Annotated in this window: 23 protein-coding genes and 1 tRNA gene; 11 read left to right on the forward strand and 13 right to left on the reverse strand. The window is 55.4% G+C overall.

Features of this window, described 5'->3' with window-relative positions; translation table 11 throughout:
• Nucleotides 1-112 precede the first annotated feature (112 nt).
• Nucleotides 113-2,077, reverse strand: a complete 1,965-nt coding sequence (locus tag IGNI_RS03170; RefSeq protein ID WP_011998643.1) for a V-type ATP synthase subunit I — start codon at nt 2,075-2,077, stop codon at nt 113-115.
• 109 nt (nt 2,078-2,186) lie between these two features.
• Between IGNI_RS03170 and IGNI_RS03175 the strand changes: the two genes are divergently transcribed.
• Nucleotides 2,187-2,933, forward strand: coding sequence for a DNA polymerase sliding clamp (locus tag IGNI_RS03175; protein ID WP_011998644.1), 747 nt, complete (start codon nt 2,187-2,189; stop codon nt 2,931-2,933).
• 18 nt (nt 2,934-2,951) lie between these two features.
• Here the strand turns inward: IGNI_RS03175 and speD are convergent, their stop codons facing one another.
• On the reverse strand, nt 2,952-3,359 hold the full coding sequence (gene speD, locus IGNI_RS03180) for an adenosylmethionine decarboxylase (RefSeq protein WP_011998645.1): 408 nt from the start codon (nt 3,357-3,359) through the stop codon (nt 2,952-2,954).
• A gap of 79 nt (nt 3,360-3,438) precedes the next feature.
• Here speD and IGNI_RS03185 point away from each other — a divergent pair, with 79 nt between their 5' ends.
• From IGNI_RS03185 to IGNI_RS03195, 3 genes are read left to right on the forward strand one after another with little or no spacing between them, the layout of a single operon-like run.
• Nucleotides 3,439-4,119, forward strand: a complete 681-nt coding sequence (locus IGNI_RS03185; RefSeq protein ID WP_011998646.1) for a hypothetical protein — start codon at nt 3,439-3,441, stop codon at nt 4,117-4,119.
• A gap of 8 nt (nt 4,120-4,127) precedes the next feature.
• Nucleotides 4,128-4,379 (forward strand): hypothetical protein, encoded by a 252-nt coding sequence (locus tag IGNI_RS03190; RefSeq protein ID WP_011998647.1) that lies wholly within the window; start codon nt 4,128-4,130, stop codon nt 4,377-4,379.
• Nucleotides 4,380-4,432: 53 nt separating this feature from the next.
• Nucleotides 4,433-5,524: a magnesium transporter gene (locus tag IGNI_RS03195; protein ID WP_011998648.1), complete on the forward strand. Its 1,092-nt coding sequence runs from the start codon at nt 4,433-4,435 to the stop codon at nt 5,522-5,524.
• Here IGNI_RS03195 and IGNI_RS03200 read toward each other — a convergent pair.
• The 7 genes from IGNI_RS03200 to IGNI_RS03230 all read right to left on the reverse strand — a co-directional run bounded on the left by IGNI_RS03200 (nt 5,521) and on the right by IGNI_RS03230 (nt 11,522).
• Nucleotides 5,521-6,540 carry an MBL fold metallo-hydrolase gene (locus tag IGNI_RS03200; RefSeq protein ID WP_011998649.1) on the reverse strand — a complete coding sequence of 340 codons (1,020 nt, stop codon included), beginning with the start codon at nt 6,538-6,540 and terminating at the stop codon, nt 5,521-5,523. The genes IGNI_RS03195 and IGNI_RS03200 overlap by 4 nt on opposite strands.
• A gap of 44 nt (nt 6,541-6,584) precedes the next feature.
• Entirely contained in the window at nt 6,585-7,181 is a 597-nt protein-coding gene (psmB, locus tag IGNI_RS03205; RefSeq protein ID WP_011998650.1) for an archaeal proteasome endopeptidase complex subunit beta, read from the reverse strand.
• Between the two features lie 37 nt (nt 7,182-7,218).
• Nucleotides 7,219-8,136 carry an NAD(P)/FAD-dependent oxidoreductase gene (locus IGNI_RS03210; protein ID WP_011998651.1) on the reverse strand — a complete coding sequence of 306 codons (918 nt, stop codon included), beginning with the start codon at nt 8,134-8,136 and terminating at the stop codon, nt 7,219-7,221.
• Nucleotides 8,133-8,978: a hypothetical protein gene (locus IGNI_RS03215; RefSeq protein WP_011998652.1), complete on the reverse strand. Its 846-nt coding sequence runs from the start codon at nt 8,976-8,978 to the stop codon at nt 8,133-8,135. The genes IGNI_RS03210 and IGNI_RS03215 overlap by 4 nt, the downstream gene beginning before the upstream one ends.
• Nucleotides 8,979-8,999: 21 nt before the next feature.
• Nucleotides 9,000-9,938, reverse strand: a complete 939-nt coding sequence (locus IGNI_RS03220) for a TRM11 family SAM-dependent methyltransferase (protein WP_052570029.1) — start codon at nt 9,936-9,938, stop codon at nt 9,000-9,002.
• Nucleotides 9,917-10,624, reverse strand: a complete 708-nt coding sequence (locus IGNI_RS03225; protein WP_011998654.1) for a flavodoxin family protein — start codon at nt 10,622-10,624, stop codon at nt 9,917-9,919. Before IGNI_RS03225 ends, IGNI_RS03220 begins: the two co-directional genes overlap by 22 nt.
• 103 nt (nt 10,625-10,727) lie before the next feature.
• Nucleotides 10,728-11,522, reverse strand: coding sequence for a [LysW]-aminoadipate/[LysW]-glutamate kinase (locus tag IGNI_RS03230; protein WP_011998655.1), 795 nt, complete (start codon nt 11,520-11,522; stop codon nt 10,728-10,730).
• 1,474 nt (nt 11,523-12,996) lie between these two features.
• Here IGNI_RS03230 and IGNI_RS03235 point away from each other — a divergent pair.
• From IGNI_RS03235 to IGNI_RS03260, 6 genes are all read left to right on the forward strand, one after another.
• Nucleotides 12,997-13,105: transfer RNA gene (locus IGNI_RS03235), tRNA-Lys, on the forward strand.
• Nucleotides 13,106-13,170: 65 nt separating this feature from the next.
• Nucleotides 13,171-14,427 carry a nucleotide sugar dehydrogenase gene (locus IGNI_RS03240; RefSeq protein WP_011998656.1) on the forward strand — a complete coding sequence of 419 codons (1,257 nt, stop codon included), beginning with the start codon at nt 13,171-13,173 and terminating at the stop codon, nt 14,425-14,427.
• A gap of 5 nt (nt 14,428-14,432) precedes the next feature.
• A complete protein-coding gene (gene wecB / locus IGNI_RS03245; RefSeq protein WP_238374118.1) occupies nt 14,433-15,509 on the forward strand; it encodes a non-hydrolyzing UDP-N-acetylglucosamine 2-epimerase in 1,077 nt (358 codons plus the stop codon).
• Nucleotides 15,506-15,766 (forward strand): TIGR04076 family protein, encoded by a 261-nt coding sequence (locus IGNI_RS03250; RefSeq protein ID WP_011998658.1) that lies wholly within the window; start codon nt 15,506-15,508, stop codon nt 15,764-15,766. Before wecB ends, IGNI_RS03250 begins: the two co-directional genes overlap by 4 nt.
• Nucleotides 15,715-16,020: a hypothetical protein gene (locus tag IGNI_RS07650; protein ID WP_148202227.1), complete on the forward strand. Its 306-nt coding sequence runs from the start codon at nt 15,715-15,717 to the stop codon at nt 16,018-16,020. Before IGNI_RS03250 ends, IGNI_RS07650 begins: the two co-directional genes overlap by 52 nt.
• Nucleotides 16,017-17,018 (forward strand): glycosyltransferase, encoded by a 1,002-nt coding sequence (locus IGNI_RS03260; RefSeq protein ID WP_238374119.1) that lies wholly within the window; start codon nt 16,017-16,019, stop codon nt 17,016-17,018. The genes IGNI_RS07650 and IGNI_RS03260 overlap by 4 nt, the downstream gene beginning before the upstream one ends.
• Here IGNI_RS03260 and IGNI_RS03265 read toward each other — a convergent pair.
• Nucleotides 16,997-17,947: a glycosyltransferase family protein gene (locus tag IGNI_RS03265; protein ID WP_011998660.1), complete on the reverse strand. Its 951-nt coding sequence runs from the start codon at nt 17,945-17,947 to the stop codon at nt 16,997-16,999. The genes IGNI_RS03260 and IGNI_RS03265 overlap by 22 nt on opposite strands.
• A gap of 49 nt (nt 17,948-17,996) precedes the next feature.
• On the opposite strand from IGNI_RS03265, the gene IGNI_RS03270 reads away from it, so the two are divergent.
• Entirely contained in the window at nt 17,997-19,205 is a 1,209-nt protein-coding gene (locus IGNI_RS03270) for a hypothetical protein (RefSeq protein WP_011998661.1), read from the forward strand.
• On the opposite strand, the gene IGNI_RS03275 is transcribed toward IGNI_RS03270, so the two are convergent.
• The 3 genes from IGNI_RS03275 to IGNI_RS03285 are packed head-to-tail and all read right to left on the reverse strand — an operon-like array spanning nt 19,150 to nt 22,849.
• Nucleotides 19,150-21,378 (reverse strand): bi-domain-containing oxidoreductase, encoded by a 2,229-nt coding sequence (locus IGNI_RS03275; RefSeq protein ID WP_011998662.1) that lies wholly within the window; start codon nt 21,376-21,378, stop codon nt 19,150-19,152. The genes IGNI_RS03270 and IGNI_RS03275 overlap by 56 nt on opposite strands.
• Entirely contained in the window at nt 21,359-21,652 is a 294-nt protein-coding gene (locus IGNI_RS03280; protein ID WP_011998663.1) for a hypothetical protein, read from the reverse strand. The genes IGNI_RS03275 and IGNI_RS03280 overlap by 20 nt, the downstream gene beginning before the upstream one ends.
• A gap of 27 nt (nt 21,653-21,679) precedes the next feature.
• Complete coding sequence (locus IGNI_RS03285) at nt 21,680-22,849, reverse strand: radical SAM/SPASM domain-containing protein (RefSeq protein WP_011998664.1); 1,170 nt, start codon at nt 22,847-22,849, stop codon at nt 21,680-21,682.
• Nucleotides 22,850-22,871 lie beyond the last annotated feature (22 nt).

Genomic DNA, 22,871 nt, shown 5'->3' on the forward strand with positions numbered 1-22,871 from the left:
GCGCGCTTAACACGTAAACGTACAACAAAACCTTCAAGAGGTCTTCATACCTCACTTACCGCCACCTTCGGGGAGAGGGTGACCGCGTTTATTTAAAAATGGCGTTACTTCGTCACTCTATGATTATCTTGGTGTACTGGACCGCAGGCTCGAAGAGCTTTCCGCGGTCGATGTAGAACTTAGTGAACCACTCGTAGAAGTGAAGCCTTAAGTTGTGGATGAAGCTCACTAGGCCCTCTAGCATTATTACCATTATGTTTGCTAACACGTAGAGTATCGCTAACAGTACGGGCCCGCCTATTTCGCCTATCACTTGGAAGGCGAACACCAGGCCCCAGTGCGCCAAGGCCAGCGCCATGATCCTCACGTACGATATTATGTTGCTGATAACCAGCAAGAAGTTGTCGAACATTTCCATGCCCACTATGCTCGCTTGCGCGCGGCCGTGCTCGTGCTCCAGCTCCAACTTGATGCCGTAGCCCCTCCAAAGGAGCGCTATGACGAACAGTACGAACAGCGGGCCTATGTGGCCGGTCTTCAAGTTGAACATCCACTCGTTGAAGTAGAGCCCTGTCAAGTACATCATCTGCTCTATGTCGCTACCGAAGCCACTGGCTATGAAGCCCGCCGCGAAGGGGGCGCCGGCGGTGGCGTACATCAACATGAACGGGAACACGTAGTGCAGCGCCTTCCAAGGCCGTCCGAAGCGGAGCTCGTTGAGTATTCCTATTAAGAACCCTATCAGCAAGTGGAAGTAGCCTATCGTTATGCTCAGCAGCACGTACTTTATCACGGTGTCGCCTAGGTGCTCGAGGCCGAAGCTCAGCGGCGGCGCCATGCCCAGGGCGCCCCACAGCCACATAGCGGGGTCGACCGCGCTCTCGCCTATGAGTGGGCCGAAGAACTCGGCGGAGAGCCAGCCAGTTATGATGGACGCTGTGCCTACCAGCATCATAATCCGTCCTAGGAACTCCGTTCCCCTAGTGAACCTCCTAAGCCCGAAAGGTCTGAAGACGGCCAGGGCCCAGCCTTTACGGTTGACCAGCCCCCAGCCGAACAAGACCAATACCAATGCGTGGCCCCAGTCCGGGAACATGAACATGTAGATGAACGGCAGCGTGAAGGCCATTATCGCCGCCGGTACGAACTCTCTGGGGTCGGGAGGGCCGTAGATGTTCTCCACGTCGTAGGCGGTCTTGGCGCTCTGACTCTCTACCTTGACGTACGTGGGCGGCTTCTCGGAGTCGTAGTCCACCATATGGACTAACGCGAAGCCCACGCTGGCCACGTAATCCTTCAAGGCCTTCAGGGTGTTCTTGAAGAAGCTCTCGGGTACGTAACCTTCCAAGTAGACGAAGTAATCGCTCTCCCTCCCCTTGGAGAGCACTTCCAAGGCGTTCTTAACGCTCAACAAGAGCGCATAGGTGTTGCTTATCTCTATTTCGTAATCGCTGGCCCAAGCCTTGGCCTCCTCAATCAAGAACTTCTTTTCTTCCTCCAGCAACCTTAGGAGTTCTAATGCCACCTTTCTCACGATCTCAGTGCTTATCTTTAAGGCTTCTTTGGCTGCCAAGTCGACGACCGCCAGATCCTTCCTGAGCTCGGCGGGTATCTCGCGGGATATTATCAAGTTGAAGGTTTCTTTCAACTTTTCGACGACGTCCTTGGGCAGCTCGGCGGGTTTAGATATTAAGGTACTTACGTCGAACATCTTTGCCTCTATCTCCTTAATCCTGCTCGTGTACTTCTCGAACTCATCTTCGATCTTCTTCGCCCTTTCCGCTGCGACCTTGGCCGCCTCTTCCCAGCTCTTAACCTTCACGGGTTCGCCCATCTCCGGCTCCACGCTGAGCTCGAAGAACTCGAAATACTGCTCCAGCTTGTTGATGTGGTCCATTATGACGAGTAAGTCTCTGCGGGCCCACTCTATGGGCGCGCCGAACTCTACCTTAGCCTCGGCCGGCTCGTAGCTCCCCAAGTTTACTATTTTCTCTACTAGTTTGTCCGCGCTGTCCTTGGGCACGACTACCCTCACTTTGAACATTCTATCGGGAAACAGCGCAGCCTTTAGGCACACGTCACTTCTCCCTATCCCTTCACGGTGAAGCCTTTTTATAAAGATCTTGAAGGAGGGCGCAGAAGGGCTTCAAATAACTCTCCGGCGCCAAAGGACGTGGAAGGTAAGCTTGAAGATCGTATACCCTGAGGCAAAAATCTTTCAAAGCCTTGTGGACGCTATCGGAAAGATAGTAGACGAAGTCGCGTTGGTCGCGAAGCCCGAAGGGGTAGAAATGAAGGCGATAGACCCAGCCCAAGTAGTTATGATAAGAATATACATTCCCGCCGACGCCTTTAGCGAGTACGAGGTCGAAGAGGAGGAGAGCTTGGGATTCAACATAGGTGACATCCTCAAGTTCTTCAAGAGAGCAAAGAAGGGCTACAAACTTGAGCTGGGGAGCGAGGCTGAAGGGTCTAAAATAAGGATAGTGTTGGAGGGCGCTCTGATAAAGAAATACGTTATACCGAACTTAGAGGTGGTGTCGGAGGAACTGCCCGACTTGAGCAACCTCGATTTTAAAGTCAAAGCTTTGTTGTTGGCCTCAGTGATAAAGGAGGCTATCAAGGACATAGAGGCGGTAAGCGACGTAATGATAGTTGAGGCGCCGGACGCGGACAACCTCTACTTGAAGGGAGCCGGCGTAGCAGAGGCCGTTACCAGAGTTTCCAGAGCTTCCTCGGCGCTCCTAGAGCTCGAGGTGGAGGAGCCTTCAAAGGCCGCTTACGACCTAACGTACCTCAAGCACATAGTGGGAATCACGAAAGTATCGGACAACGTCGAGGTGAGGTTTGGAACCGACATGCCGTTGTACTTGAAGTTTAACATACTGGCGGGAGGAGAGGCGGAATACGTAGTGGCGCCCCAAGCCTTGTGACAAAAAAGGTGTGGAAACCTATACCCCGTCCCCTTCGACCAAGGAGCGGTCCGCGTTACCTCCGACGACCTTCTTGGCCTCTAAGTTGCGAACGATGAACTCGAAGGCCTTACGGGGGTCAGTGTGGCTCCCACAAGAGTAGACGTCCACCGTGGCGAAGGCGAACTCGGGCCAAGTGTGAATGGTTATGTGACTCTCGAGGACTATGGCCACAACGCTGACGCCCTCCCCCATCTTCCAAGACTTAACGTCCAACAAAGTCATGTTGCCTACCTTAGCCGCTTCTACTACCAAATCCCTCAAGTACTCTTCGTCCTTCAGCTTCTCTACGTTGCAGCCGTAGAGGTTGCCGTAGTAGTGCTTTCCGTAGACTTTCACCTTAGCGCCTTTGTCCGTTAGGTTCAGTGCCTCTCTACTCGCCATCATGGCCCGTCCCCTTTCGGGAAGGGAGCTATTGGGGAGACCTTATATCTGAAACCCCCCTCTACGGCCGGGCTCAAAGGAGATGAGCTCGGACGCCCAACGACGAGCGGCGAACCACGCCGTACTCGTTGTGGACCCCTTTCTTAAGGATGCGATAGAAAACATCATGAGGGAGGGACAGATAGGCGAGGTCTCGGAAACTACCTTCCCAGACGTGATCTTTACGAAATCTTGGAGTAACGACGTAGCCTTGTTGACGTTTGCAGACTCGCAGTACCTAGCAGAAGCCATCTTGGAGCTCAAGGTCCTCGGAATGAGGAAGATCGTCTTCTTAGACGTGGCCACCGCACTCAAACCCGGCTTAAAGGTGTCCCAAGCGTACCCCGTTTACGCCACCAGCACGCCGGTGAAAGAGGAATTCTACGTACCGTTGGTACCCAGCATGCAACTGCTCAACGCTGTAGTGGAGCTCTTGGAGCCCGAGAGGGAAGTAATAGCGTTCACTTCCCGCTTGCCGCCTCAAGACGTAGCAATGACAGACCTCCTCAAGAAGAAGGGATTCGACGTTATCGATAAGAACTCCGGGCTGGTCTATGAGGTCTGTAAGGGAAGCGTGGAGTGCGTAACCCTAGACCTAATTGACTCGAACTTAGCTAAGGGTATAGAAAAGAAGACCGCGTGGGAGGAGGGAGGGAAGTACTATTCTAGCATTTTGGACACCCTTACAGATTTATTCAAGAAGCTACTGAGTGCCGAGCTGTAGGGGGAACCATGAAGCTCGACTTCTCTAAGATAAGAACAATGCTGGAACAGCTGGCGACCAAGGAGAAGAAGGCGAGGAGGCCCAAGGAGCGTGCAGTCCCGGCCTACTTGAGGAAGTGTAAGTACTGTAAGCACTTGGAGCTGACGTACTGTAGGTTCCACGCCGTCACCATACACCCGGAGTCCAGGGCGTGCCCAGCGTTCGTGCTAAGGGAGGAGTTCGCCGTACAGCCCAAGAAGGAGGAGGGCACGGTCGCGTGAGCCTCCGGGGAAGGGTAGGTTAACCCTTCTTATAGGGGGCGCCGGGGGCCGCAGTGAGGAAGTTCTTAGCGGAGACCGCCTCGCTGGTGGTACAAGCGATATTGGAAGCCGTAGTGGGGCACTTGTGGTCCTTGGCGTCCCCAATACTCAAGGAGCACCCCGGAATACTGATAGCTATGCCCGGGTTGGCGGAGGACAGGGGGGCGGTCTACGGCTCGCTCGCCGCGAAGTACTCTACTATGTTGTACCTAGGCGAGGCCAGCAACGCGAAAGAGTTGTTGAAGTCCAAGGTAACTTACTCGGCGATAGTTGTAGGGGTGATAGGGGGGCTTTATGTAATACTGCTAGTCTCGACGGTGGCTGAGCCCCTCGCCCCGCTCATCTACTTCCTAGTCTCCAGAGGTTTGATACTCTTGACCCTAGTCCCGCTTACCGCCTACTTGTGCTACGCGGCCTTCCTTAAGGGCCTCGACATAGACTTGACTGTAGTTTCCCTAATTACTGTAATAGCGGACTTGTTAAGCGCTATATCGCTATTTATAGTGTTCAGTGAGGTATCGCTCGTCTTCATAGCAGTTACTATAGCGATAACTTACAAATCCTTAGCGACCGCTGGCCTTCGAAGGGCGCTGGGTTACAAGAAGGAGTACTTGGCCTCGTCGCTGATAGCCTCCACGATATCGACCTTAGCGGGCTTGACCTTAGCCGAAGGAGGGGCGACAGAGGTCCCCCTCTTGCTGGCAGTGGCGCCGTTGATAATGGCCCTCAACGGCTCAGCCTCGATGAACTTCGCCTCGTGGCTGGGGACGGCCCTTGCCTTGGGCGAGGTGGAGGCCTCGAGGCCCTTCTCGAAAAAGGTGCTGGCCACAAACCTCCGGGTGACGGCCGAGGTGCTGGTGGCCCTCGTCTCCTCCTCGGCCCTCTTCGCGCTGGGCCCCCACGGCATAAGGGCCTTGGAGGTGGCCCTCGTTAGCACGCTGTTGTTGAGGGCTGTTATGCCTTTAATTACTATTGTATTGGCCTCGTGGAGTTACTTGAGGGGCTGGGACCCCGACTTGATAACTATTCCGATACTCTCAAGCTTGGGCGACTTGCTCTCCACTAACGTAGTGCTCTTAACGTACCGCTTGCTGTTCAATCCTTAAATAGGCCTATAGGAGACTTTCCTCAAGCCGTAGAGCTCGAGCCTGGAGGCGAACCACTGGGCGGCGCTGGCTCGGGAGGCGTCTATTATGATTTCCCCAGCCTTGGACTCGAGGACGTAGTACTCTAAGTCCTCCAAGTCTGCGTGGTCGCTGAACCCCACCCTCCAAGCGTTAGGGCCCACCTTTTGAACGGGGACGAACTGCCAGCCGTCTAGTAGGACCTTACTGCCCCTCACCCTCTCTTGCCTAAAGTTGTGGAACTTAGAAAAGCGAACGTACCACCCGTCCCTCTCTATTTCCTTCGCCTCCGGGCTCCCCTCTAGGAAGTACTCGCCGAAGGTGTACCCTAGCTTCTCGAGGTCCTTTGCTATTAAGAACTCCCGTCGGGAGAGCAAGTAAGGCGCGTCCACCCCGTGGAGCCTGAGCAGCTCCATGACCTCTTGCAGCTTGCCGTTGTAGGCGTACACGTGGACCGGTCCCCTCCCCAAGAGCTCTAGTACCAACCTCACCAACTCCTCATCCATCGTCTCTTTGTACTTCCGTATGCAGAGCGGGCAGCCGTAGGTGGCGTCCACCACGAGGGCGTCGAGCCCTTGGAGGACCGGGGTCCCCGTTCCCGGCTCCTTGAAGTCGCCCGTGTAGCCGAACGTCCGCCCCTCCTCGTCTTCCACGACCACTTGGACGGAGCCGGGGATGTGGGAGGCCTTCACGAACTTGATTACTTCGTAGCCTCCCCTCCGGGAGTCGACGGGCACCTTGTACGTTTGACCCGGCTTGAGGACTACCAGCTTCCTAGTGCTCCTCAAGCTGCGGTAGGTGTGTTTTAGGAATACCGCGGTCTCTTCGGTAACCAAGATAGTTTCTTGATAGCTCAAGCTCTTACCTATGTCCTTCGTGTGGTCAGCGTGGGCGTGGGTGATCACCCTTACCTTTCTCCGAGGGGTGAAGCCGTCTACGGTCACTTGAGAGCCCAAAAGTATCGCTTTCGTCTCCGTAACTGTAGCCACGCTGAACATCTTTTCCTCAGAGGCGGAGAACGCTAGGACGACTAATATCTTGCTCAGGCCTCTAAGCTTACTGTCCTTATGCTGGGCTTGCCCCCGAACGGAATGACCAATACGTCTATACCGTCGCCGGACAAGCTGTCGCGTCCGCTCGCTACCTTCACGCTCTCTATGGCTAGGTTTTGAGCCTCTTCCAAACTCATGTCCTCCCTATACTCCTTGTCCAACAAGGCCATCGCTAGCGGCGCTCCGGTCCCCACGGCCGAGTACTTCTCCTCTATGACGGAGCCGACGGGGTCCAACACGAATATCCTCGGTTCGTCGTCGTAGCCCCCGAAGACCGTTTCCGTCATTAGCGGGAACAGCTTGTTCGAGTAGAGGATGAGTCCCAACAGCCTCGCCGCGGACCTCACTTTCATTTTTCTCTTATTGGATATCTCGTAGTACCTTATCTCGTTCTCCAGAGCCCTAGCTATCGCTTGCATGTCCGCGTAAAGGCCGGCGCACGCCATCCCCATCCTGTCTCCTACCTTAAACACCTTCCTAGCGGCTTTGCTCATTATGAAGCCTCCGTAGCTCATCCTCCTCTCGGCCGCCAACACGACGCCGTCCTTTACCTTAATTCCGACTGCCGTTGCCCCCGGGCCACTCAAAGCTTACGACCACCCACAGACGGAGGAGGGGGAATAATTACCACACGCCAGTGCGTATGTACCTAAAAGCCGTGAACCCGGCAATGTAACCTTGGGCCGCCGCCACCAGTATCCTCTTGGGGGCCGGAGTTATGTCCCCTGCCGCGAACACCCCCTTAACGTTCGTCCTCATCTTATCGTCCACTAGTATTTCTTTACCCCTCATGTTAACTCCGAGAGACTTGACCCACTCCAAGTCCGGGGGCTCGAAGCCTATGGATATGACCAAGTGGTCCAGAGGGAGCACCGTCTCGCCCCCCTCCTTGTGGGTCACCACCAAAGCCGTGGCCTTGCCATCCTTTGCTATTATCTCCTTGGGAACGCTGTTCAATACCATCTTAACTCCGGCCCTCACCATCCTTTCGATGCTCCTCATGGGGGCCCTGAACTGGTCCCTGCGGTGAACTATGGTTACTTGGGCCCCGCTCTCGGCTAACACGGTCGCCGTGTCGACGGCTGTGTCTCCCCCGCCGACGACAACTACCTTAGAACCCGCGAAAGCTGTAGGATCCTTAACTATATAGTGAACGTTGGGCGCGTCCTCGTTGGGAATGCCTAGCCTCCTGGGCTTGCCCAGTATGCCTATAGCTATTATGAGGACCTTCCCTTCGTACTCGTTCCCGCTCTGGGTGCCCAGCACTATCTTATCCCCCTCCTTCCACGCCTTAACGACCCTCTCCTTCTCAACTACCTCCACCCCGAAGAACTTCTGCATCTCTTCGAAGGCTCTAGCAATTTCTATTGCCCTTTTCCCGTCGAACCCGGGGTAGTTTTCCACGGGCTTCCAAGCGTATGAGTAAACCGTGGCCATTACCCTCTCCGCCTCTATCACCAAAGGCTCTACGCCGTACTGCTTGAGGGTGGCGGCCGCCGTCAGGCCGGCTGGTCCGGCGCCCACCACCAGCGCGTCCCTCATCCCACCTTCACCCCACACAGCCTCTCTGCGAGATCTTTAAGGCCAATATATTCACTAACTACGCCGTAGAAGCTAGAACACGGGGACGGTTTCATGGAGTGGTAGAAGTGGTAACAAGCCTTGGGCAACCACCAAGCGCTGCCCAAGCCTCGGACCCCACAAGGGGCCGAGCCTTCCAAGGCGGAGTCTTGGACGTGTCGCGCGTAAGACAACGCGAAGTGGGTGTAGGCGAGGACGACCAGCTTGGAGGAGTCCGCAACCACGTCGGCGAGTTCGCGGGCCAAAGAGACGGTGAAAGCCGGGGGCAAGTTGACCTTTATAGAGTTGATGCGGTTCGTTACGTTCTTCATAATCAAGTACGATTTAATATAGACAACCCTAGTGGAGTTTGTACATACCGTGGACATACACGAAGACTTGTAGAGGGAGAAGGTGCTGGAGGAGGCGAAAGCCCCTAGGCGATCTAAGTAAGATGCGAGCTCGTTGAAGGTCTTGACTTTCACGAGCCCTATTATGTCTTGGGTTACCAAAGCGAAGTACAGAGTAGCGAGATATTTTGCCATCGCGAGGTCGTATTCCTTCCTCAAGGTTAAGGATCGCGCCTCGGAGTAGAGGGCGCTCGCCCTTTCGAGGTTCTCGAGGGCGAGCTTGTAGAGCGCTTTCTGGTAGCCGTTCTCCGGCCTTAAGGTTATGATGTCCGCCTTTATCCTCTCTATAAACCCCTTTATCATATTGTCGTAGCGGAGCAAGGTATCTTCGTCGAAGCCGAGGGGGGCGGTCAAGTTGCAGGCCGAGAGGGCGGTGCTTACGAGTAAGAAGACTAGGAGGGCGGCCTTCCTCACTTCGCTTCCCTTGGGGCGGGCTTATCGACCCGTATAAGCGGTACATACGTACCTAGCTAAGCTGCGGTGGACCCTCATGGTATGACACTTGTTCAACTTTAAGAACGCTCTTTTGATCATCTCCTCGGCGTTTATCGACGTCGAGGCGGCGAAGACAACCCATGAGCCGGCCTTCAACACCCTCCTCGCCTCTTGTAGGAACTCCAACAAGAGCTCCTCCGCCGAGTGCCCCAAGCTCAACACGCTCCTCCCGTAAGGGGGGTCGGTGGCTATAGCCGAGAACGAAGATCTCCTAAAAGGCATCTGGGCGGAGTCTTGGAGCACGTGCTCCGCCTCCGCCCCCACGTGTTGAGCGTTTATCCTAGAGCCGTACACCATGCTCGGGTCCAAGTCCGCGCAAAAGCTGAGCGCCCCCACCCTCCAAGCCTCTTGGGCTATCACGCCGGTGCCGCAGAAGGGGTCCAAGAAGCGCTCCCCCGGCCTAACCCTGCTCAAGTTGACCATGGCTCTGGCGAGGAGCGGATCCATGGAACCGGGAGAGAAGAAGGGGCCCTTTGGGCTCCTCCCGAGCCTCCTGAGCGCCCTCTCCTTACTTATTATGAGGAAACCCTCGACGGCCGTGGCGATAGCTTCCCCCGCGCCCGGCACCGTCGGGAAGGCCCTCGTCCGCGGAGGGGTTAAGCCCCCTAGCTTCCTAAACCTTAGGCGCTCGAAGGAGCAATCCTCGAACCAGTCGCACGCCACCTCGTCGCAGACCGCGCACACCTTGCCTACCTCTTTCACGAAGGCGCTCCTTTCGACAATCCTCTTAGAGCACTCGAAGCTTGCCTTGGCCAAGACTAAGTTGTAATGGACCGAGAGGACTTCCAAAGGACACGAGTAGACCTCGTGCAGGGCCTCTATCTCTTCCAAGGGAATAGTCCTGTGGGCCCCGGAGGTCACGAAGTAGAGGACTTCCAAGGCTTCTCAGCCTTCTCCTCCTCTTCCTTTACGACCCGAATTAGCCAAGGTTTTACTTCCCTCTCGTACCACTCGAGCAAGTCCGGGTCGTACCACTTTTCAACCTTCTCGCCCCTCATAGCCTTAATCATCATTACCACGCTCCTTCCAACGTTTAACGCATCCAAGACGAAGTTCTTTAACTCCAAGGCGTCTCCAGGACCGTTTATGTAAGCCATGCTCCACGGAGGTATCACGGCCCCCATGGAGTTTAGGATAGACATCATCTGCGCTACCGCAAACATCGCGCCGCTGTCGTTGCCCGTGGCCACGAAGCCCACCACCTTTCCGTCCATCCAACTCTTCCCATCTATGTGTATCATATTTTCCAATGCAGTTAAGCGGTCTATGACGTTCTTCATCACCGCGCTCGGGGAGTACCAATAGACGGGCGTAGCGAATATTATGCCGTCCGCTTCCAAGACCTTGTCGTAAATTATCTTCATGTCGTCCTTAATAACGCAAGGGTACCTACAAGCCTTCACGTCCTCCGACGCGCAGCCGAGACAAGGCTTCACGTCCAGCTCGTACAAGTGGAGCCACTCGGTCTCCGCGCCGAACCGCTCCGCCGCCTTGAGGGCCATCATAAGCCCCTTGAAGGAGTTGCCGTACCTCCTCGGAGACCCTAACAAGCCTAAAACTTTCATTTCCTCTTACCCGCGTCGATAGGAAAGAGAAGAGGTTTTATCGCCGATGAGGAGCGTGGGCTACGTCGAGCGGTGAGCGCTCAGACCTCGGGACCCGAGGCCTTCAAGGCACCACCCACGTCCCGCTCCTCTCTTCCAAACACTTCAGGGGGTCGGGGACGGTGCCGTCGCATATGACCACTTTGGTCCCCCCGGAGGCGACCCTTCCCGCCATTATTATTTTGATGTTCATCCCAGGGCCCACCTTCTTGGCCACCTCTTCCGCCTCTGAGGACTTTATCTCGGGTACCACCTTCCCGTCCATCAGAACTCCGGGAACGTCGGTCAAGAGTACGAGGTACTCCGCGGACAACGCCTTAGCCAGTTCAGCCGCCATCTGGTCCCCGTTTACGTTCAAGAGCTCGCCCTCGGGGCTCAGCGCTATGGGAGCGACTACCGGTACCAAGCCCCTCTCCACTAAGGCCTTGATTAGGTCCGTTTTCACCTCCTTTATCTTGCCCGTATAGCCGCCGGCGATGGCCCTCTTTACGAGCCTCTCGCCCACCTTTTCTTGGACGATAACTTTCTTCTTCCTCTCCGCTATCACGCTCGGCCCGTCGGCTCCGGTCAGCCCTACCGCGCCCCTCCCGTAGGAGGCGAAGGAGGCGACTATCTTCTTATTCAACAAACCCCCGAGGACCGCTACGAACACTTCGAGCTCCTTCTCGTCCGTGTACCTAAATTTTATCCCGGAGGCGGAGACCTTGAACTGGGGTTCCATCCCCATTTTCCTCTCCCACTCGTCCACTAGGTCTCCCCCTCCGTGCACGAACACCGCCTTCTCTAACCGAGAAATGCTCTTGACTATCTCATCCATGTTGTTCAACAACGTCCTGCCACCGGCTTTTACTACTATCATTGGCTAGGCCACCGAAGGGGAGGGGGAGGGCACGGTCTTCAACGCTTGCGTCCAAGTTTATTAGTTGCTCCAGACGAGCAAGTCGCCTTCACGAAAGGCTCTGCCTCGCCTCTCGTCTGTCGAGGGTCCACATGGCCTTGCCGAATCGGATCTCGGAAGTTGCTCGGGTCCCTCGCACAATGCAACTGGCGTTACCATGATCTTTTTTCTAGAAAGTGAAGCCTCAGCGATTCATAGGTTCCTTCATAAGTTCGACTACGTAGCTCTAAGATTGGGCTCGTGGTTACCCCAAGCTCTAAGAGCATTCAATATCAACTTGTCTTCCTTCTCTGTATTACTACAAAGCTCTCACTCTTCGCCCAGTGAAGCGCTACTTAACGCTCTCGACGGGCGACGCTCTCCACCTTCGCGCAAAACTAACTCTCAGATACAGAGTAACGTTGATTCCTTAGCCTCTTAGCATTACAAATCACCAAACTTTTGTATTTACTCATTTCTCTTTCCACATTCACCCACATGGGAACATCCTATGTTCGAAAGCGCACCATTACTATTCACTCTCTCAGACCCCCTTATATCTTTTCATGGGAACGCTGAAGATCATGGAGAGAAGGCCAGAGGAAAAATTTCTTGAATAAAGGGAAAAGCTTGGGGAATTGTAAGTTTGGGGTAGAACGCAATTCTTTTAAGGGAAAGACCTTGGAGCTTTATATGGAAGGTCTCGGTGGAGTCTCAAAAGAGGATAGAAAGTCCTTCTCCTCCCCTACCGGCAGCCCTTCTACCTTCTCCTCCTGTAGAGTCTCAAGAGAGGATAGAAAGAAGAGTAAGTGGTACGGGTTGGTCCTATTCAACTACATTAACCTGTAGAGTCTCAAGAGAGGATAGAAAGGCGTTGTAGAAGAAGGGGTGGATGGCGATAGGCAGCTTGAGGTGGAGTCTCAAAAGAGGATAGAAAGCATTCGGTGTAGAGGCGCACCTTCCTCTCTTCCATCTCCAACACCCGTGAAGTCTCAAAAGAGGATAGAAAGATGCCTAGTCAAGTTCTTCTAATTAGAAGAGCACGATCGTGGAGTCTCAAGAGAGAATAGAAAGTCCAGTTCGCGTTTCAACCAAGAAGGAAAGAACACCGTGGAGTCTCAAGATAGAATGGAAAGAGAAGAACAAGCTTGTGGAAGCGATACCAGCGTTCGTGGCGTGGAGTCTCAAGAGAGAATAGAAAGCGGAGGTGAACTAAAATGCCTAGTAGTTAAAGCTGATCATGGGTGGAGTCTCAAGAGAGAATGGAAAGATAATTCTCTCAAAAGGTAATAGGAAACGCAACTCAAGGTCCTAATAAAGCTTACAAAAAGCAAGCTACACAAAGGCTCCCAAGGCCCGATAAGGAACTCGCCCTCAGATTCCACAAGCCTTGAGGAAAGTGCGAGACGTGTGCTAAAATTTTATTAACCCCCACCGGTCCCCAAGCCCACGGAGCGGGCCCGTAGCTCAGCCTGGTAGAGCGGCGGGCTCTTAACCCGTAGAGGCGGGGCTTGGCCCGTTTCCCGCCGCGGAAGTCCCGGGTTCAAATCCCGGCGGGCCCGCCACACGGCGGCCAAGGGCTCCTACAACTTTACCTCCCCCTCCTAACCCTTACCGGAGGCCGCTGAGCTTGAGGATAGCCGTCGTTGGTCTCGGTTACGTCGGCCTACCCTTGGCGACCGCCCTAGCTTCCAAGGGCTTCGAAGTCGTGGGGATCGATATAGACGAGAAGAAGGTGGAGAAGGTAAACAAGGGCGTAGCGCCAATAGAGGAGCCCAAGCTCCCAGAGATGCTAAAAGAGGTAGTCTCCAAAGGCTTATTGAGGGCGACTACGAACTACGACGTTATAGGTGAGACGGACGCTGCAATAATAGCGGTCCCTACCCCCGTGAAGGGAGGGAAGGCCGACCTAAGCTACTTGGAGTCCGCGCTGAGGGAAATAGGCAAGAGGATGAAGGAGGGTTACTTGGTGGTGATCGAGTCCACCATCCCCCCGGGCACCACCCAAGGGTTAGCGAAGAGGGTGCTAGAGGAGGCCAGCGGCCTGAAGCACGGCGAGTTCTACTTGGCCCACGCCCCGGAGAGGCTCGCGCCGGGGAAGGCGATGGAAGAGCTCTTCAAGGTGCCGAAGCTCGTGGGGGGCTTGACGGAGGAAGACGCTAAGAGGGCCGCCTCTATATATTCCAAGCTTACTGAGGGAGGTGTAATAATTACCAGCGCGATAAACGCGGAGATGAGCAAGCTCGCAGAGAACACCTTCCGGGACCTCAACATAGCCTTCGCCAATGCGCTGGCACTTCTCGCCGAGAAGCTCGGGGCAGACGTGTGGGAGGTGATAAAGCTGGCGAACACCCACCCAAGGGTAAACATCCACTTGCCGGGGCCCGGCGTGGGGGGCCCGTGCCTCACGAAAGATCCCTACATGTTGGCAGAACCCATGGAGGATACGTCTAAAAACTTAATAATCACGGCTAGAAAAATAAATGAGAGGATGCCTCACCACTTCGCGGAGCTCGTCAAGAACATGGTAAAGCGCGGGGAGAAGGTGGCGCTTCTAGGGCTAGCCTACAAAGGAGGGGTGGACGACATAAGGGAAAGCCCCACCTTGAAGATCTACGACCTCCTCAAAGACGATTACGAGGTGGCCGTACACGACCCCTACGTTAAGGAAGCTCCGATACCCTTCACCAACGACTTGTTGAGCGCGGTGAGGGGGGCGAGCTTGATAGCAGTAGTTACCGACCACCCAGATTACAAGGAAATAGACTGGGGGGAGGTGGCCAAGGTAGTTAAAGAGAAGAAAGTGTTGGACGGCAGGAACGTGGTACCTAAGGAAGAAGTGTTGAAATTCGGGTTCGTCTACAAGGCGTTGGGCGTGGGCACTTGATAGCCGTGGTCGTGGGCACCAGGCCAGAAATAATAAAGATGGCGCCGGTGGTCCTCGAGCTCGAGAGCAGAGGAATAGACTACACCTTCGTTCACACCGGCCAACACTACGACTACGAAATGTCGAAGATTTTCATAGAGGAGTTGGGGCTGCCGGAGCCCCACTTCAGCTTCGAGTTGAAGGGCTCCACCCCGGGAGAGCAAATAGGCGAAATGATAATCCACTTGGACAAAATTTCGCAAGAGAGGAAGCCTAAGGTGGTCGCCGTCCAAGGCGACACCAACAGCATGGTGGCAGCGGCGATCGCGGCGCTGAAGGTCGGGGCGGAGGTCGCCCACGTGGAGGCGGGGCTGCGGAGCTACGACTGGAGGATGCCAGAAGAGCACAACAGGAGGATGATAGACCACGTGTCCAAATACCTCTTCGCCCCCACGGAAGACGCGAAGAGGAACTTGGAGGAGGAGATGGTTTACGGAGAGATTTACGTAACCGGCAACACAGTCATCGACGCGTTAGACAGATACATGGGCTTGGCCGAAGAGAGGTCGAAGGAGGTGTTAGAAAAGGTACCCTTCGACGAGTTCGGCGTGGTTACCTTCCACCGCGCCGAGAACGTCGACAACCCACAAACGCTTAAGGACTTCGTTAGGATACTGGAGAGGTCGCCCATACCCTTGGTATACCCAGTTCACCCCAGGACTAGGAAGAGGTTGCTCGAGTTCGGCTTGTGGGACAGAGTAAAGAGAATACCTCACTTGATGATCACTGAGCCTTTGGGTTACCTAGAATTCATAGGCCTGTTGAAGAACTCGAAGATAGTCTTGTCCGACTCCGGAGGGTTGCAAGAAGAAGTCACCCACCCCAAGATACGCAAGCGGATAATCGTTCTGAGGACCTCAACCGAGAGGCCCGAGGCCATAAAGAGCGGGTTCGCCTACGTAGTGGGCACCAACCCGGTAGTTGTGCTGGCTACCTTGGAGAGGGCCTTGAACGAGGGCGCCCCGCTCCCGGAGGCATCGCCTTTTGGGGACGGCAAAGCTGGTAAGAGGATAGTGGACGTCTTGGAGAGGGTCGGGTCGTGAAGGTGTGCATGCGGGTGGTAAAGGTCGAGGGCGAGTGCGCCGCCGGCTACGAGGTCGGGGACGAAATATGCTTCGAAGGGTTTAGGCTGGTCTCCTTTACTAAGCCCGTCTGCTTACACTTGTTGGCCTCCGCTCTACACGTGGTATACGCGATGTTAAAGGGGATAAATCCCGAAGAGATGGGCTTCGAGGACGGGTTGTTGAGGTGCCCGGACCCGAAGAGAGGGAGCGTTACGGTGAAGTTGGAAAGGCGGTAGCGCTGGAGGTCCTCTCGCTTTTTGCACTAACTCTGACGCCGCCCTACGTAGAGGCAGTCTTGGGCGCCCTGGTCGCGTGGTACTTCTACTCCCGAATAATGTTGGTCGGGCCGTTCGAGGGCAGCTCGGGGCGCCTCTTGGCCTTCTTAATCGTTGCCCTCCCCTACCCGCTGCTGGCGCTTGCTTTAGCGGACGCGGACCTCCTCTACGGCCTCCTCATAGCTTTTGCGTACTGGGTGAGAGTTTGGAGGTGACGCTGGTCTACAACGTCCCCAAGCCCTTTGGCGGGGCGTACGTGCACTTGCTGAACAACGTCTTGGGCGCCGCGAGGGCGGGCTTCGCGGTGAAGCTCTTCCCTCGCACGGGGATCTCCAAATACATTAAGGAGGACTTGAAGTTCCTGGGGTTCGACATAGCTGTAGAGGAAGCAGACGGGGTCGAGGGGTTGGTGTACCTACGCCCTTCGGACATAAGGAGCGACCTCAAGTACGTCAGGAACATAAATAACATAGACGTGATTGAAGTTAACTCCATGCCCTTGTGGCTCGCGGCGGAAGGCGCTGTAGGGCTCAAGGGGCCGGCGAAGTTCCTCGCGTCGGTCGTTAGGGATGTATTGGTCAGAATTATGTTAATGAGGTCTAAAAGAGTGGTTACGGTAAGTTCGATGGCGGCTAAGCTGTTAAAGAGGGACGCGCTGGTCGAGGCGAGGGTGGTGCCCAACCAGCCCTTACCCGGCATGGGGGAGAGGGTCGGGGCCGGGAGGTACTTGTGCTTCCCCTCCTCCTACTATTACAGCTACCAAGGTTTGGACGTCTTCTTGAAGGCTGTGAAGATGTTCGACCTAAAGGACTACGTATTGCTAATAGGTAAGGTCAACGTCGGCGGCTTGAAGAGCGTGGTCGCCAAGGGCGTTAGGGAGCTAGTTAAGGCATATTCGCTCTGCAAGGCAGTGATATCGCCGCATAAAGACAGCACCCCCGTCCCGTTCTTCGGGTCCCCGACCAAGGTGGTAGACGCCTTAGCCGCTAACAAAGCCTTAGTCGTCTCAGACTTGCCCAGCATAAGGGAGACCATAGAGGCCAACTTAAAGGGCGGGTGGGATTGCATAAGGTTCGTGAAGAGCGGCGACCCGGTCAGCTTGGGAGAGGCAATGGTAGAGGTCCTAAGGGAGGGCCCCGAGTGCAACTACGAATTGAAGGAAGGCCCGATATCCCGCTTCTGGCTCGAACTTTACAACGAGGAGGCCAAGTAGTCCGCGTACTTGCGGCTGAGGGCCCTTCGGTCGTACTTCTCCTCCGCCAGCCTCCTAGCCCTAGCGCCGGCCTCCGGGCAGACGTCCAAGCACTCCTTCAGCTTCGCCTTCAGCTCTTCAGGGGAGCTCGCGTAAACGCCTATGCCCTCCTCCTCCACCAGCCGCTTCAGCTCCCCCGCGGGAGGCCCGTAGGCGAAGACGCAGAGCCCCAAGGCCATGTAGTCGTACGTCTTGAGGGGTATGGTCATCTCGTAGGTCTTCCCCCTCCAAGGCCTCGGTATGACGCCTATCGAGTACTTACACCCCACCTCCTTCAAGCGCTCGTAAGGCACTCGTCCGACCCCTCCGTACTTCTCCGAGCCTGGGCCCACCAGGGCGAGGTCCAGCTCCATTTCCCTCGCAACGCCTAAGAAGGGCCTCACGGGCAAGTAAGGGTTGGAGAAGTCCGCTATCAGCAAGGCTCCGCGCTCCCTTCTATCCTCGTCGCACTTGAGGGCCTCGGGGTCGGTCCCGTTCTCTATAACAAGAACTTCCTTGCCCGTGAGCCTCTCGTAGTGCTCGGCGATGCTCCGGGTGGTCGCCACCAACAAGTCGCTCCGCCTCAGCTTCCCCAAGTACCGTGCCACGATGGGGGCCGTCGCCAAGCCCTTCAGAAGCCCACCTTCCCTAGCATAGACGTCCCAAGGGTCCCTCAAGTCGCCCACGAGTTTTGTCCCCCTCGCCGCGAAGGCCACGTAGGCCGGGGGCGCGCTGAATAGCACGACCTCGTCGGTAACCTTCTTAGGCCTCAAGTAGGTTAACCTACTCTTCGGTAAGTTTATCTCTTTTACCTCGAAGCCCCTCTCCTCTAAGGCCTCCCTCAAATACCTCATCCTCAAGGCCGGCGGCGAGTCGCGCGAGCTCGCCGAGTAGAGCAGCGTAACTCTCATCGTTGCGACCCCCGCTATACGCAGCGCAGACCTTTTACGGGTAGGTCACGTGAGGCGCGCGTTAGCTTTGCTCGCGTTCGCGACGTTGGCCCTCGCTATAACGAACGACACCATAAAGTTGGGATACCGGGACCTCGTGGACTACTTCGTCGGTGCCCAACGGCCTTGTGGGGGATTTTTTGATTGTGAACCTAACTATTACCGTAGCGACGCGCTCATAGCATATTACCTCGCCCCCGAGGACCCCCTAACGCTCGACGCGGCCGAGGTCTTCGTGAAAAATGTCTTCTTGAAGGAGTACGACCTCTGGTACCTCATGGACCCTAACAACAAGATATACACTTGGTGGCCCTTGTTCAACGCGCTAGCCTTACTAAGCTCAAACATAAGCGATGACCTGGTAGTCGCTGTAGAAAATATAATAAGCAAGAACTTCGGGCCCAGGGGGCTGAGGACTTGCCTCCCGCTCTACTACCAGAACTACTTCGGCTGGGTGCCGTACGACTTAATGTCCACGCTTTTAGCGTTAGCCATCGCAAAGAAGAGCGAAATCGTCGACAAGAACTTAGACTTCCAAAAGCTTAACTCTACCTTAGAGCCGAACTTCTGGAACGTCTTGAAGAAGTACCTAAGAGGGGAGATAAACGCCCGTCTCAGAAAGGACTACGTGGTCGCTTGGTTATCCTTGCTGGCCATGGGTCAAGGCGCGAAGCTTAGGGCCGAGGTGTGTGGCATTCTCAACCAGACGTACTTCAAAAAGGTGTATTACTCATATACCAATCTGACCCCAGTGGACTTCGACGCCCAAGCCACCTCCTTGCTCATCGACGCTTCACTAACTTGTTCTGCCTTCGGACACCTAAACTCCACGTACGCAAGGAAGGTGGCCGAGTGGCTGCTGGAGTCTTACATAATACGTAACGGCGGAGAGTGGCCGCGCAGATTCGAGGCGCTCTCCGCCTTGAGGACTTTGATGGGCTTCCCGTCTTTGAACTTCGAGCTGGTTTCCACGGAAAAGTGGCCTCAGAGGGAGATTGAGGAGCAGCTCCAGAACTCGACCCAGAGCGCAACGGTACCTACAATAATAGAGACAAAGACTGTGCACGAGACAGTGACCTTGAGCTCGTCCACCACCAAGACCATAGAGGTGGGGCTGCCCTTCGGGGGCTTGCTGGGGCTCTTGCCCTTCGGAGTTAGGAGGCTCAGTAGTAGAAGGAAAAGAGGACCTTCATGCTCCGGTAGGCCTTCTCCCAAGTAGCGAGGCACCCGGCCCTTCCAGACGTCAACAGCTCCTTGAGCTGTTCCACCTCTTCTCTCCACCCCTTCGCTTGCTCGCCGAGTGTGACGAGGTTGCCCTCCGCGTTCGGCGAGTAGCGGGAGCAGAGCTCCTCGCACCTCTTCACCCACTGAGCGTAGTCGCCGTAAAACTCGACACGTTTGTAATCATATACTTTAACTCCGACCTTGCCCTCTACGAACACTTCGATCAATTCTTTTTCAACGTCCTTTGGGTTGAGAGAGGTGTAGACTATATTTGCCAACGCCCGTTCGAACGCTATGGAGGAGGACCACAAGTCCGTGTCGTACAGGCTCGCGTTGTCCGGCGGGACGAAGACTGCCGAGCCCTTAAGCGCCTCTCTACCTTCGAAAATCGCTAAAGCGTAATCCACGAAGTGGCAGCCCTCGCCCAAGTACCTCCCGCCCTCCTCCGGCGAGTAGACCCAGTGGTCCTTGGGCAGCTTCCCGGCCGCCACCCGGTATGAAAGGGTGGCCGCTCGGTCGCCCACGACCTCCTTGATGAGCTGCGTTATGGGGGAGCACCTCCTGTTGAAGCCCACGACCACTTCTTTCCCACTCTCCTTCACGAGCTCGTTTATCTCTTCCAGCTGCTCCGGGGTAAGCACCGGGGGCTTCTCGACGTATATCACGGAGGCCTTGGAGTTGAGGAGGGCGTCCTTGAGTATGGGGTAATGTTGGCTGTGGCGGGTAGCTATTATTATTAGGTTTTCCTCCCTCTCCAAGACGTCCTTATAATTTGTGGTCGAGAACTTGAACCCCTTCTTGAGCAAGTCCTTAGCTTTGAGTGGGTCCGTAACGGCCACGCCGTTGAGTTCGAACACCTCCTTAACTATCGGATACAACACGTTCGACGCGAAGCTCCCGAAGCCTATGAACGAAGCGGTGGGCTTGGAGCCCTTCTTCACGACTTGTGCCGGAGCGCCTCCGCTTATCTCGATAAGCGATACTATGCTGCTCTCCTTTAGATACTTTTCATAATCGTAGGAGATGAGCGCGGTCAAGCCGTTTATCTTACCTTCTAAGAGGTCTTGGTAGGCCTTGGGGGCCTCTTCTACCGGGTACACCGCGCCGACCACTCCCTCTAGGTCCACGTACCCCTCGGCGAGCAGCCTCAAGTACTCCTTCATGTTCCTCTCTTCGGTCCAGCGAACGTAGCCTATTGGGTAGTCCACCCCTCCCAGCTCGTATACGGGGTCGTACCTGCCTGGGCCGTAAGAGACAGATATCCTTATCTCGGCGTCCTTCAAGTACATCCTAGTCCGGTCGAACTGCATCGGGAAGGCGCCCAGCACTACCACCTTACCCCTGTGCCTCAGCATGTCTAGGGCTAGGTCAATTAGGCCCGGCTTGTCCGAGGAGGCCGCTATTATCACCGCGTCCGCCCCGAAGCCCTCGGTCAATTCCATTACCTTCTCCACGGGGTTCACCGAGGTGCTGTTGAACGCTAAGACTCCCTTGGACCTCGCCAGCTCCACCCTCTTGTCGTTTATGTCGAAGCCCACTACCTTCAAATTGTAGGACTTCGCTATCTGCGCGGCCAAGTTTCCTATTAGGCCCAAGCCTATTATGGCGACGGAATCCCCTTGGTGGAGTTCTGCCCTCCTAATCCCCTGGAGGGCTATCGCCCCTAAGGCCACAGTCGAGGCCTCCTTCAATCCCAAGCCCTCTGGGATCTTGACCGCGAGCCTCCTCGGGGTCGCGTTGAGCTCCGCGTGGCTGGCGAAGCCCACGCCGGCGATCGCTACGGCGTCGCCCTTATTGACGTCAATTACCCCGCTTCCCTTCCCTATCACGTACCCGCTGGCGCTGTAACCGCTGAACCTCCCCTTTACCGCTACTTCCTTCGCCTTCTGGTAGTACTTAAGTAACTCCTTTAGGCCCCCTTCGCGTATCTTCTGCAAAGCTAAGCGCGCGTAGTAGGGGTTCTCGAGGACCATCCTCACAGGCTTGGGCAAGGGGAGCTTGTCAAGCAACCAGCCCTCTTTGACCTTCTTGGCCCTTAAGGAGGCCAGCTCCGTGCCGGCGCTTATGGCGGAGTACGCGGTAGCGACTAGGACCATGTTGTCCCCGACGCGGGGAGGGGGAACTTCCTCCACCGAAACCTTGGACCCCTTAATTACTACCGCCTTCACTGCCCTCCACCTTCTCCCACTCCTTCATCAAGCGCTTCAACTCTTCTTCGTACCTCTTCTCCAGCTCGGGGAGGGGCACGGGCCTCGGCCTCTTGCTGACGGTGAAGAGCGCCCACAAGACTAAGGCCGCGATCGCGGAGTTGACCAGAGTTAAGTAAACTCTCAAGAAGGTTAGGAAAGGCTCCGGCGGGGTGAGCCACGTCAAGGCTAGCAAGAGCAAGTATATTACGACCGTGGTTGCCATCGCTATTGTCAGCTTGTGAGCCTTCTTCATGATCTGATTTGCCCTTCTCGGCGTGCTTCAAGCGGCCAAAAACTCTTTTGCAAGAGCTTCGGGCTCTATGAAGCACAAGGGGTCCTCGGCCCACGGGTCGCCGAAGATCGCGTAAGCCCTACCTCTGCTGCCGCCGCCGCAGATGTCCTTGTAAGGACAGCGCCCGCACTTGCCCTTGAGGTACTGCCCTACGTTTAAGAAGGGTTCGAGTTGGGGGTTGTCCCTCTTCAGTATTTCCTTCAAGCTCTTCTCCCTGACGTTGCCTAAGGTGACCCAATCTATGAACTGACACGGCTTGACGTCGCCGTTGGGATAGATGCTGACGCTCTTCCTGCCGCAGTCGCCTTGGGCTTGAAGCATCTTGAGGTACTCCTTGAACTCCTCCTCGTCCTTGGCCAGTTTCCTGGCTATGTAAATTCCCATGAAGTTCCCCCTAACTATTAATATTTCAAGCTGGTCCGCGTACTCGCGCGCGAGGTCTATAACCACGTCAGCCATCCACTTGAGCTGCTCCTTAGTTGGGAGCCAGTCCTTTATCTCTTCGCCCCTCCCGATCGTGTCCAGTAAGTAAAACGACACCCTCTTTATCCCGTTCTCGGCGCTCCACTTGACTATGTCGGGAACTTCCTTTACGTTGTACCGAGTTATGGTGGTCCTTATTCCCACGTCCAGACCGGCTTCTACGCTGTTCTTTATCCCCTCTAAGGTAGCCTTGAAAGCCCCGGGGACTCCCCTAAACTTGTCGTGGTAAGCGGGGACTATCGAGTCTATGGAAATGCCGACGTATGAGAAGCCGTAATCCTTCAACCTTCTGGCTACGTCCTTCGTTATGAGAGTTCCATTGGTGCTTAAGGATAGTTTCGGAAATTGTGCCTTAGCCATCGGTTCGATGATCTCCCAAAAGTCCTTCCTAACCAAGGGTTCGCCGCCGGAGAGGATAACCAAAGGTATTCTCATTTCAACCATTTCTTCGCTCAAGCGCTTGGCCTCTTCCGTAGTCAGCTCGCTGGGGTCTTGTTGGGCCTTCGCCCTTATGTAGCAGTGAAGGCAACGTAAGTTACACTGGTAAGTGATGTTCCAGAACACGAGGGGGCGGAAGTAGTCTGTGAACCGGGAGGGCTTCTTCCGGTGGTACTCGCCCTTTATCTTCGTAGAGACCGTTCCCCTCCCGACGACCATAGTAGTTACCGGTATCAAGTCATAAAACCCAAGTCCGCCT

It is taken from the genome of Ignicoccus hospitalis KIN4/I, from assembly GCF_000017945.1.
Lineage (GTDB): Archaea > Thermoproteota > Thermoprotei_A > Sulfolobales > Ignicoccaceae > Ignicoccus > Ignicoccus hospitalis.